The organism is Pseudomonas sp. HY2-MNA-CIBAN-0224 (assembly GCF_040310285.1).
In the GTDB taxonomy this organism is placed as follows: domain Bacteria; phylum Pseudomonadota; class Gammaproteobacteria; order Pseudomonadales; family Pseudomonadaceae; genus Aquipseudomonas; species Aquipseudomonas helleri.
In genome coordinates this window covers 1-243 of sequence record NZ_JBEOPQ010000832.1, presented here as the reverse complement: position 1 = coordinate 243, position 243 = coordinate 1, and the positions used below count along the sequence as shown (strand labels likewise).

Below are 243 nucleotides of genomic sequence, written 5' to 3'. Positions count from 1 at the left end.
ACGTATTGCTGCGCTCAGCACGCTAAGCTTTATCATCGGCTGCTTTTATTATGGCTGGGCGTTTGAGCTACATCATTATGCACGCGGACAAAACATGGCTGGCAGTTTGTTATTCTTGCTATTATTTTGTCCGACCGTCGCGACGCTTGGCTGCTTGCTCGGACTATGGTTCCGGCAACGTGAGCGCAGTTTGCAAATTTTAATCTTTAGCTCGCTACCGTTATTTTTTATCAGTGGCTATCC

1 pseudogene is annotated in these 243 nt (G+C 46.9%); it reads left to right on the top strand.

Features of this window, described 5'->3' with window-relative positions:
* Positions 1 to 243: pseudogene (locus AAEZ03_RS28615) on the top strand (ABC transporter permease); the annotation flags it as partial.